The sequence below is a fragment of the Pontiella sp. genome, from assembly GCF_041622395.1.
Lineage (GTDB): Bacteria > Verrucomicrobiota > Kiritimatiellia > Kiritimatiellales > Pontiellaceae > Pontiella.
Genome location: NZ_JBFJYW010000106.1, coordinates 1 through 10,894, shown reverse-complemented (window position 1 = coordinate 10,894; position 10,894 = coordinate 1). Strand labels below are relative to the sequence as shown.

At 60.2% G+C, this 10,894-nt stretch carries 8 protein-coding genes; 1 reads left to right on the top strand and 7 read right to left on the bottom strand.

Translation table 11 applies throughout. The features are described from left to right. Positions 1 to 31: 31 nt before the first annotated feature. The 6 genes from fmt to ABYO54_RS07845 all read right to left on the bottom strand — a co-directional run bounded on the left by fmt (position 32) and on the right by ABYO54_RS07845 (position 8,161). The gene (fmt, locus tag ABYO54_RS07870; protein ID WP_372807702.1) at positions 32 to 952 is read right to left on the bottom strand and encodes a methionyl-tRNA formyltransferase; all 921 of its coding nucleotides are present in this window, start codon (positions 950 to 952) and stop codon (positions 32 to 34) included. A gap of 15 nt (positions 953 to 967) precedes the next feature. After that, positions 968 to 2,761, bottom strand: a complete 1,794-nt coding sequence (locus ABYO54_RS07865) for a phospholipid carrier-dependent glycosyltransferase (protein WP_372807701.1) — start codon at positions 2,759 to 2,761, stop codon at positions 968 to 970. A gap of 123 nt (positions 2,762 to 2,884) precedes the next feature. Then, positions 2,885 to 4,576, bottom strand: a complete 1,692-nt coding sequence (ilvD, locus tag ABYO54_RS07860) for a dihydroxy-acid dehydratase (RefSeq protein WP_372807700.1) — start codon at positions 4,574 to 4,576, stop codon at positions 2,885 to 2,887. A 397-nt stretch (positions 4,577 to 4,973) separates the two neighbouring features. After that, entirely contained in the window at positions 4,974 to 5,855 is an 882-nt protein-coding gene (galU, locus tag ABYO54_RS07855; protein WP_372807699.1) for a UTP--glucose-1-phosphate uridylyltransferase GalU, read from the bottom strand. Positions 5,856 to 5,866: 11 nt separating this feature from the next. Continuing rightward, positions 5,867 to 6,874, bottom strand: a complete 1,008-nt coding sequence (locus ABYO54_RS07850) for a mevalonate kinase (RefSeq protein ID WP_372807698.1) — start codon at positions 6,872 to 6,874, stop codon at positions 5,867 to 5,869. Between the two features lie 39 nt (positions 6,875 to 6,913). Next, positions 6,914 to 8,161, bottom strand: coding sequence for an amidohydrolase (locus tag ABYO54_RS07845; protein WP_372807697.1), 1,248 nt, complete (start codon positions 8,159 to 8,161; stop codon positions 6,914 to 6,916). Positions 8,162 to 8,275: 114 nt separating this feature from the next. On the opposite strand from ABYO54_RS07845, the gene ABYO54_RS07840 reads away from it, so the two are divergent. Further along, positions 8,276 to 10,198, top strand: a complete 1,923-nt coding sequence (locus ABYO54_RS07840; RefSeq protein ID WP_372807696.1) for a sugar phosphate nucleotidyltransferase — start codon at positions 8,276 to 8,278, stop codon at positions 10,196 to 10,198. Between the two features lie 65 nt (positions 10,199 to 10,263). On the opposite strand, the gene ABYO54_RS07835 is transcribed toward ABYO54_RS07840, so the two are convergent. Further along, positions 10,264 to 10,894: sugar transferase (locus ABYO54_RS07835; protein ID WP_372807695.1), on the bottom strand; the 631-nt coding region annotated here is incomplete at its 5' end.

The window sequence follows — 10,894 nt, the reverse complement described above, 5'->3', positions numbered from 1 at the left end:
TGAGGCGTGACGTGAGGGAATCGATTACGGTTCAGCCCAAATGCGTACCGCCGGCGAGCGGAGCGCCATTCAGGAACGATGTAGCAGGCATGCGCTTCTTCCCCAGAGGCTGGACCTCGGTCAAACGCAACGCACCATGGCCCGCAGCAACAAGCAGGCGGTCATCAAGCAGCTGACCGGGATTACCCGCCCCCTCCTCCAGCTCCGCCTTCCAGATTTTTAGCACCTCGCCATTCGGCAGCGTGCAAAAACTGCCCGGCCAAGGGTCGAACGCCCGAATACGGTTGCGGATAGCTTCGGCGGACCGACTCCAATCGATTTTGCCATCGTCTTTGGACAGCTTGCGGATTTCGACGGCCAGCGATTCGTCCTGCGCGGTCCGGACAACGGTTCCATTGCGGATGTCGTCGATGGCCTTCAGCAACAACTCGGCCCCAAGGACGGAAAGCTTGTCGTGCAGGGTGGCGGAGGTTTCGTCGCTACCCAGCGGATAGGTTTCCTGCCGAAGAATATCGCCCGCATCCATCTTCTTTGCGAGATAGATGATACTGACGCCCGTTTCGGCGTCCCCATTGAGGATCGCCCATTGGATCGGCGCGGAACCGCGGTATTTGGGAAGCAGCGACGGGTGGACGTTGATGGCCTCGAACGGGGCCAGCCCAATGACGCGCTGCGGAATGTACTGCCCATAGGCGACGACAATGAAGAGATCCGGTTTTAACGCGGCCAGCGCGGCGACGGAGTCGGGATCGCCGATCTTTTCGGGCGTCATGACCTCGAACCCCTCGCCCTCGGCAAAGGCCTTGAGCGGGCACGGGGTCAGGACACGCTTCCGGCCGGCCGGCCGGTCGGGTTGCGACACGACGCCCACCACCTCGTCCGCACCGTTCCGCATCACGGCGCGCAGAGCGGGCACGGCCAGCCCGGCCGATCCCATGAATACGATGCGCATGCGATTCGCCTCCGGTTATTGAGTAGCAGCGCCCGTTGCACTTGAAGCGGACCACCGGTCGCGGTCACTCAGGAAGATCTGGTCTTGGCGGTTAAGCGCAACGCCCTCCTTGAGCGGGAAGTCGGGCGGCGGACGGCCGCTCATGACGGGCAACCAGCTTTTTTCCGGACCATCGAGCAGTTCGCGCACGAACGGCTTGTTTTTGGTGATGGTGGTGAAATACATCCCGCTGATGTATTGCTTGTTGTCGTTGATATCGTAAAACTTATCCAAGTCCTTCGGCAACAGCAGGGACACACGATCCCCATACCAGGCGGTGGCCCACGGCATGTCGGTACACATCACCTCGCGCTCGTCGAGCATCTGACCGACCTTCGCGATGATCGGCGCGTGATACGGCGGATAGGGATGGTTTTCGTGCGGCGGCATCAGCGTCAGGCCGAGCGGAAGGACCGCGAGCACGACGACGAGGCACTTCAGGCCGAGGTTATAGAGGCGCACCCCAAGGTCGAGGCGATCGATCAGGATGTAGAAGAAGGCCAATCCGTACAAAACGACGAAGGGCCAGAAGGCGTGCAGCATCTGGATCGAGGAATCGGAGAAAAAGCCCGCCAGCACCGTCATCAGCAAGAGCGATATCCCTAGCCCCCAGCGCAGATAATTCACCTGGGGCCGGACAAAGTGGTAAAAGAAGGTGACGATGAACATCGCCATCAGAACGCCGCCCCCCAAGGCCGGAATAACGGCGCTGTTCTTACCGGAATAGTTCAGGATCCACTTTTGCTTAACCGCCGTGGTCATGGTGCCGAAGCCCACCTGCGGAAGGAACTCTTTCTCAAAGGCTTCGTACTCGCGATCGATGCTGTTTTCGGGGAAGCGGGGCGACCCGGCCAAGGCCGAATAGGCGACCAGCCCGACGGGATTGCCGCTGACGCGGTAGTTTCGCACCAGCCACGGGGCGATCAAAAGGGTGTAGAGCAGCAGGAAAACCACGACAAATCGCGTGCCCCCGCGGAAGCGGCCGCACATGAGCCACGCAAAAATGCACAGGCCGGGCACAATGGCCAAGGCGATGTAGCGCGTCAAAAATGCAATCGCCGCGCAAACGATGGAGAGCACGAAGGGAACCATCCACGTAAACTTGGATCGGCCGTCTCGCTTGTTCAACATCGACACCACCATCGCATGAAACGCGGCGGTCATGAAGAAGATGGCCATCGACACATTCAAACCGGAGATGGAATCCTGCCAGACCAAGTCGCTTAGATAATAGATGGTCATCCCGAGGAAACCGACCTCCCGCGAAAAGAGCCGCTTGCCCAGCGAAAACACGAGCCACCCCGTGAGGATGGAAAACAGATGGTTGAGCGGAAGAATAATCCACTGCTCGGCCGGCATGGCGACGCCACGGCCTCCTTCCGGCATGGCAAAAGGATCGACCCCAACCAGCTCGAACAACTTGAACCCCGCCGCCAAAAGCGCGGGATAGGCCGGCGGGTGGTACAGGTCGGGATGCTGTTTGATCAGCGGGTTTTCGCCCTCCGTTCGCTGCTGCATCTTCCACATGGAGAGCGGCCGGACCGCCTTGGTAACCAAGCCTCCCTGGATCGACATGTTGCGCCCAAGCTGCGCGTAATCCATGGCCTCCTCGGTTTTCAGCCCCCGGAACTGGGTGGCCGTATAGACCATCACAACCACCAGCAACATAAGCACATAGAGGGTTACCCGGATGATCTTCAGGCCCGTGCCTGTGTCGATACTATAAACGATATCGTGAAGTGTCGATTCAAACGACCTGTTGTCCGCCATTGTAGCTCCAGAAATTACGCATCACTCTTTTGAAAACGAACGGACTAGTATCCATGAAAAAGGCCGGAATACAAGTTCCGGCCAATGGAAAAACCCGTTGAACCCCGAGGGGAAACACGGGGCCTATCCGGTCACCGCCCCTTCGGAAGCGGAACCGACGAGTTTGGCGTATTTCGCCAGCACCCCGGTCTTGTATTTAGGGCGGGGCCGCTTCCAGGCGGATAGGCGACGCGCAATCTCGTCGGCCGGGAGCGCCAGATCGATCGAGCGCGTCTGGGCATCGATGGAAATCGGGTCCCCGTTTTTCACAATCGCAAGCGGGCCGCCGACGTACGCCTCCGGCGCAATGTGGCCGATGACGAACCCGTGGCTGCCGCCGGAAAAGCGGCCGTCGGTGATGAGCGCCACGGCCTGGCCGAGGCCACGACCCATGATGGCGGAGGTGGGCGCGAGCATTTCGCGCATGCCGGGGCCGCCCTGCGGGCCCTCGTAACGGATGACCACGACGTGCCCGGCCTTGACCGTCCCGTCCAGAATCTTCCTGAGCGCCTGCTCCTCCGAATTGAAAACGATCGCCTTGCCGGAAAACCCGAGGCCTTCCTTGCCGGAGATCTTGGCGACCGCACCGTCGGGGGCGAGGTTGCCCTTCAGCACGACCAGATGCCCTTCCGGCTTAATGGGGTGCGCAAACGAACGGATAATGTTCTGTTTGCGCGGATAGGGCGCGACCAGTGCCAGGTTTTGCCCGAGCGTTTTTCCCGTCACGGTCATGCAATCGCCGTCAATCAGCCCCTCCTTCATCAGGCGCGCCATTAGCGGGGCCACGCCGCCGATGGCGGCGAGATCGGCCATGACGTAACGGCCACTCGGTTTCAGGTCCGCCACAACGGGCACTTTCTTCCCCACGTTCGCGAAATCGGCCAGCGTCAGCCTGACCTTGGCGGCGCGGGCCATGGCCAAGAGATGCAGGACGGCGTTGGTTGAGCCGCCGAGCGCCATCACCACGGCGATGGCATTGAGGAAGGCCGGTCGCGTCAGGATATCGGAAGGTTTGATGCCGCGCTCGACCAACAGCATGGCGGCGCGGCCGGCGGCGTGCGCCTCTTGGATTTTGTCTTTCCCCGCCGCGAGACGGGAGGCACTGTTGGGCAGGCTCATCCCCATCGCCTCGATGGCGGAAGCCATGGTGTTGGCCGTATACATGCCGCCGCAGGAACCCTCGCCCGGAATGGCGACCCGCTCGATCTCCGCGAGTTCCCGGGCGGTGATCCCGCCCTTGGCATGCTCCCCGACCGCCTCGAAAACGGAGACGATGTCGACCTCTTTGCCGCAATAGCAGCCGGGCTTGATGCTGCCTCCGTAGACAAAAACGGCGGGTCGGTTCAGCCGCGCCATCGCCATGATGCAGGCCGGCATGTTCTTATCGCAGCCGCCAAAAGCCACCAGGGCATCGAAGCCCTCGCAGGCCACCACGGTCTCGATCGAATCGGCGATCACCTCGCGCGAAACGAGGGAATATTTCATCCCCTCGGTCCCCATGGAAATGCCGTCGGAAATGGTGATCGTATTGAAAAGAACCGCCTTGCCCCCCGAAACGGAAACCCCCTGTTCGGCCTCCTTGGCCAGCCGGTCGATGTGCATATTGCACGGGGTGACCATGCTCCAGGTCGAGGCAATGCCCACCTGCGGTTTCTTGAAGTCGCCATCCGTGAAACCGACCGCGCGCAACATTGCGCGGCTGGGAGTGCGTTCGACGCCATCGACCACCATCGAGGAAAAAGGCCGCTGTTCCTTTCGAAACGTTTTCGAGCTCATACACAACTCCTTGGTTGTTGCTCGTGAGTTTAAAAAGCTTTTCGGGTGTTGCAACCCAATTTGAACGCTATTACCGCTTCGCAATACTGCTCCAACCCGCCGTTCGTTTCTCAATTGCTGGAAGCCCGCTCGCCTTCCTCGGGCCACCTGCCCCCAAAAAACGTGCTATTGCGGGGGATTTCCAATCGCCCGAAAGTTCGGCACGAAGATTGCTTTATTTATTGAAACTACGAACGAGGTAGCGATGAAAACATGGTCCATAGCAGCAGTTGAAATAACGATGGCGCTGACCGGCGTCTTCATGATCGGCCTGATGGTTGTCATTGCCCTGAATTAAGCGATTTCATCTCCCTGGTTCCAATGGTTGGGAAAAATCCTTCCTCCCGGAGTCCCCCAATCATTGGAACCGTTTTTTATTCACCAACTCCTCGAGGAAGACCGCCAGCTCGTCCTTCATGTCGGGATGCTTGAGCGCGTAGTGGATGTTGGTCTTGATAAAGTCCAGCTTGTTGCCGATGTCATGGCGCGTTCCGTCGATGCGGGATCCGAACATGGGGCGGCTTTGGGCCATTGACCGCATCGCGTCGGTCAGCTGGATTTCATTGTTCTTGCCCCGACCCGTCTGGATCAGGAAATCGAAGATATCGGGCATGAAGACATAGCGTCCGGCAAAGGCCAGGTTGGAAGGCGCCTCGCTCGGCTCGGGTTTCTCGACGAAATCGTTGACCCGGAAAACCCCGTCGTCCATTTCGATGCCGTCCATGATGCCGTAGCGGTTGACCTTTTCGGCGGGCACCTGCTCGAGCGCGACGACCGATCCTTGGTGCTTTTCCGCAACATCGATCAACTGGCGGGTGATCGGGACGCCGGAGTAGGATTCGAGAATGGTGTCGCCCAGCAGCAGCGCAAACGGCTCATTGCCGACGTGGTTGCGGGCATACGAAACCGCATCGCCCAGCCCATTGAGCTCCTTTTGCCAGACAAAGTGGATATTGGCCATGCTGGAGACATGCTTGATCTGCTGCAGCAGATCGTCTTTGCCCTTGGCCTCGAGCTCCTGCTCCAGCTCGAAGTTGCGATCGAAATGCTCTTCGATCGCCCGCTTGGATTTTCCGATGACCATCAGGATGTCGGTAATGCCCGACTCGACGGCCTCCTCCACCACGAGCTGGATGGTCGGGGTATCGACAATGGGCAACATTTCCTTCGGTTGCGCCTTGGTGAGCGGCAAAAAGCGGGTGCCGAATCCGGCGGCGGGTATGACGGCTTTGCGAATCATGGTGGTCCTCGTTAGATGATGTTGGGCTTGAGTACGGCGATGGAGAGCGGCTCCAGGGTTTGCTTGAGTTCGGCAAACATGGCGTCGTCCGCGTAGGTGCCGACGATCGCCCCGCCCGAGCCGGTAAACTTGGCGCTGGCCCCGGTGGACCGGGCCGCCTCCACCATCCGGATGTTGTCGGGGTGGATGGCGTAGATGCGGCGGCGCAGATCGAAATTGGCATTTAGCAGCTCGCCGACGTCGTTCTTGCGGCCTTCGAGCAGGGCCGCGCGCACTTGGTCGGCCAACCCGGCCCAGGTTTGCATGGCCTCGACCACCTTCCGCTCCCCCAGGTTGAAGCGCGCGCGGATGTCGTTATGGAACACCTCCGAGCCTTCGCTCAGTTCGCGCTTGAAGGCAATATAGATGTTGGGCAGCAACGACGGATCGAGCGGCACATAGTCGCCATAGCCGGTTTGCGCCATCTTGGCTTTGTTGAAGTCCATGTAGGTCAGGCCCTGGTAGACCTGCGCCACGCGGTCCTGCAGACCGGCGCCGATCCCGAGCTCGTCGGTCTCGACCGAAAGGATGATGTTGGCCAGCTCCGGGCGCGGGATGTCCACATCGTAGAACCGGGCCAACCCGCGGAAGCAAGCCGTGATGATGGCGCTGGAGCCCGCCATGCCGACGTGATGCGGGATGTTCGAGAAATAGCGCATGGCAAAGCCTTTGCTGCCGAGGTCGACGCCCCGTTTCCGGCAATATTCGCGAAAACGCTTGAGCGAAGCCTGCAACAGGCGGATGCCGCCGTAGTAGCCGCATTCCCGCACGCTTTGCTCCAGATCGTCGAGGCTGTTGTAGATCGAGCGGTCCCGGCGATTCGGCAGCAGCTCAATGTACGGCGCCTCGTACATCACCGTCTCGGCATAGAAATCATCGAAGGTAAAGGAGATGGTTTTGCCGTTGTAGCCGTCGGAAGGATTTCCCACGAACCCCGCCCGCGCATAGGCCCTGCTTCTGATGATTCCGTTGTTTTCCATGAGGCCCAGTATTGTTTCCCGCGTCGACCGAATCAAGGGTTAGTGGAACTTTTTAACATATTCCCGGGCTTCGGCCACGATCTGCTCCTCGCCCGCCACGCGCCCGTTTTCCATGAGGATTCGTCCGTCGCAGATGACGGTGTCGATGCAGGAGGAATCGGCGCTATAGACCAGGTCGTCGATGAGTTGGTATCCCGGCGCCAGGCGGGGATTCGACAGATCGACCAACATGCAGTCCGCCAGCATTCCCTCGGCGACGGCGCCGCACTCCACCCCCAGCGCCTGCGCCCCCGTGGTCGTGGCCATATCGAAGGCCTCTGCGGCGGGCAGCACCGTTGGGTCGGCATGAACGAGCTTGGCGTGCAACGCCGCGATCTTCATTTCTTCGAGCATGCACAGGTTGTTGTTCGAGGATGCCCCATCGGTTCCGAGCGAGATTCGCACCCCCGCCGCTTTCATCCGCGCATACGGGAAGCTGCCGGAGGCCAGCTTCATGTTCGAGGCCGGATTATGCACCACCTTGACGCCACGGTTCGCGAGGATGCCGATCTCGTCGTCGTCCACATGAATCACATGCGCCGCGATCACGTTCGGGCCCAGCCATCCGATCTTTTCCAACCATTGCACGGGGCGCAGGCCATGCGCCGCAAGGCAGTCCTCCACTTCCTTCGCCGTCTCCGACAGGTGGATGTGGATGGGCAGCCCATGCTCGGAGGCGAACGCCTTGGCCCAGCGCAGCGACGCTTCCGACACGGTGTAGATCGCGTGCGGCCCGAGGGCAAACCCGATTCGATCCGAATACCGCGTCGCTTCCTCGAAAAGCCGTGCGGCCTGCCGCTGTTCGTTGCGCGCGCGGCCGGCCTCGTTGAAATCGATGAAGACCGAAGAGAGCATGGCGCGAATGCCCGACTCCTCGACGGCACGGGCCACGCCGTGGAAATGCCAGTACATGTCGTTGAAACAGGTCGTTCCCGACTTGATCATCTCGAGGCAGGCCAACCGCGCGCCGTGGTAGATATCCTCCTCGTCCAACTTGGCTTCGAGCGGCCAGATATAGTTGGCCAGCCAGTCGTGCAGTTCCAGGTCGTCGGCATAGCTGCGCAGCAGGGTCATCGAAGCATGCGTGTGCATGTTAACGAAGGTCGGCACGATCGCCTTCCCCGTTCCATCCAGCACTGCGGCGGTTCCGGCCGCGAGGTTGGGACCGATCCGCCTGAAGCGGTTCCCCTCGATCAGCACATCGGTTCGCGTCCCCCCCAATTCCACATCGCGTATCAGCATATCCATATCGTATCTCCAATTCGGAACAGCCTACCCAACGCATCCGGCAATGCCACAAAAAAGAGCTTTCAACGCCTTGTTATCCATGCGATGTAATAGCGCTTAACCGAGGGGATTGAAATGAAGCTATTCGTGCCGGGAAGAATTTGTCTGTTTGGGGAACACTCGGATTGGGCGGGCGGCTACCGCCGCATCAACGCCGACATCGAGAAAGGCGCCGCACTGATCGTGGGCACCAACCAGGGGCTTTACGCCGAAGTCAAACCCCACCCCGACAAGCTGATCCTGCATGCGACGTTCGAGGACGGAACGCGCAAAGGCCCCTTCGAGCTGCCGATGGAGCGCGAAGCATTGCTGGAAGAGGCAATGAAAGGCGGCTTCATGAGCTATGCGGCGGGCGTGGCGTACCAGATCGTGACGCACTACCGCGTGCGCGGCCTCGAAATCGACAACTACTTGACCGACCTGCCCGTGAAGAAGGGCCTCTCTTCGTCGGCAGCCATCTGCGTGTTGGTGGCGCGGGCATTCAACCGGATCTACGACCTGAAGATGACGGTGCGCGGGGAGATGGAATATGCCTACCTCGGGGAGATCACCACGCCATCGCGTTGCGGCCGCCTCGACCAAGGTTGCGCCTACGGAAACCGCCCGGTCAAGATGGTGTTCGACGGCGACCGCCTCGACGTTGAGGAGCTCAATGTCCCCGTCACGTTGCACTATGTCATCGTCGACCTGAAGGCGAGCAAGGATACCGTCGAAATCCTGGCCAAGCTAAACCAATGCTATCCCTTTGCCGAAAACGCGCTGCAACAGAAGGTGCAGAAATACCTCGGCCCGATCAACCAGGACATCAATCGCCGCGCGGCGGAAACGATCCGCGCGGGCGATGCGGAGGCCCTGGGGCGCTTGATGAACGAAGCGCAGGCCAAGTTCGACGCGAACCTGCAGCCGGCCTGCCCCTCGCAACTCACCTCCCCCGTGCTGCACAAGTTGCTGGCCTACGAACCGATCCAGCCGTTCGTGCTTGGCGGCAAGGGCGTCGGCTCGCAAGGCGACGGCACGGCGCAGTTTTTGGTGAAGGACACCGATGCGCAGCACCGGGTCATCGAGATCATCGAGCGCGACCTGAAGATGCCCTGCATGAAGCTCGACATCGAATCGCTCAACCCGCTGCGCAAGGCGGTGATTCCCGCGGCGGGTTTCGGCAACCAGCTCTATCCCGCGACCAAGGCGATCAAGAAGGAAATGTTCCCGATCATCGACCGCGACGGACGCGCCAAGCCGGTGATCATGACGATTGTCGAACAGGTGCTCGACGCAGGAATCGAAGAGGTCGGCATCATCATCCAGGAGGCCGACCGCCACCTGTTCGAGGACTTTTTCCATCAGCGCCTGCCGGTTGAGCATGCCAACAAGCTCTCGAAGGAAGACCAGCGCTACATGCAGCACATCATGGATATCGGCAACAAGGTAACGTTGCTGGTCCAGGAGTCGCAGGAAGGATTTGGCCACGCGGTGCATTGCGCACGGGACTGGGTGAGCCACGAACCGTTCATCCTGATGCTGGGCGACCACCTGTTTGCGTCGGACACGGACACCTCGTGCATGGCGCAATTGATCGATGTCTACGAACGTACCGGGCGCAGCGTGGTGGGTTTGCAGGAAACCCCCGAGAAGGATGTGAAGCACTTCGGCTGTGCCACGGGAATCTGGGAAGAAGGCGGCGCCATGCTCTCGATTACCGAATTTTCCGAAAAGCCGCCGGTGGAATATGCGCGCGAACACCTCGCGACACAGGGCGTGAAGGATGACCACTTCCTGACCATCTTCGGCCAGTATATCCTCACCCCGCGCATCTTCCAGTTGCTCGAAGACAACATCAACCGCAACATGCGCGAAAACGGCGAGTTCCAGCTCACCTCCTGCCTCGACAAACTGCGCCAGGAAGAGGGATTCGTCGGCTGCCGCGTCAAAGGCAAACGCTTCGATATCGGTCTGCCCGCCGCCTACCGCCAAACGATCATCGAATATCCGAATACGTGAGGCGGGAGATGGGACGCGGTTTCGGCCGCGGCACCGTTGATGTCAGCGGAGGCAACGCGGACGGACTAGTAAGCGCCCTTGGAGAAAAAGACGGCTTTGAAGGTTCGGACGATGATGACGATATCGAGCCAGATCGACCAGTTGCGGACATAGTAGGGGTCCCACTTTTCCATGCCCTCGGTTCCGGCGTCGCTGCGCCCGGAAACCTGCCACAGGCCCGTGATGCCCGGTTGCACTTTGTCGCGCAGGAATTGCACCTGCTCGGGCAGATCCCGGAAATGGTAGGCGGGCAAAGGGCGCGGCCCGACCAGCGACATGGTTCCTCTCAGCACATTCAGCAACTGGGGAATTTCGTCGAGCGAGGTCTTGCGCAGGAAGTTTCCGACCCGGGTGATGCGCGGATCCTTCTTGAGTTTGAAATGGGTTTCCCATTCCAGCTTGAGGGCGGGATTCGTCTTCAAGGCCTTCTGCAAGACGGCCTCGGCATTGGGCACCATGGTTCTGAACTTGGCCGTGCGGAAAGTGCCGCCGCCGCGCCCGACACGCGGTTGAAGGAACATGGGGTTCTTGCGGTCCTCCAGCCAAATCAGCACATAGCATAGCAACATGAGCGGCGCCCATAGCGGCAACGAAACCACCACCAAGGCCAAGTCGATCAAACGTTTGAAGAAACGGGCGAAGGGGTTCAGCAGGTGT

Excerpts from the sequence above, each read along its gene's own strand:
- fmt (WP_372807702.1), bottom strand. The coding sequence starts at position 952 with ATGCGCATCGTATTCATGGGATCGGCCGGGCTGGCCGTGCCCGCTCTG.
- ABYO54_RS07865 (WP_372807701.1), bottom strand. The coding sequence starts at position 2,761 with ATGGCGGACAACAGGTCGTTTGAATCGACACTTCACGATATCGTTTAT.
- ilvD (WP_372807700.1), bottom strand. The coding sequence starts at position 4,576 with ATGAGCTCGAAAACGTTTCGAAAGGAACAGCGGCCTTTTTCCTCGATG.
- galU (WP_372807699.1), bottom strand. The coding sequence starts at position 5,855 with ATGATTCGCAAAGCCGTCATACCCGCCGCCGGATTCGGCACCCGCTTT.
- ABYO54_RS07850 (WP_372807698.1), bottom strand. The coding sequence starts at position 6,874 with ATGGAAAACAACGGAATCATCAGAAGCAGGGCCTATGCGCGGGCGGGG.
- ABYO54_RS07845 (WP_372807697.1), bottom strand. The coding sequence starts at position 8,161 with ATGGATATGCTGATACGCGATGTGGAATTGGGGGGGACGCGAACCGAT.
- ABYO54_RS07840 (WP_372807696.1), top strand. The coding sequence starts at position 8,276 with ATGAAGCTATTCGTGCCGGGAAGAATTTGTCTGTTTGGGGAACACTCG.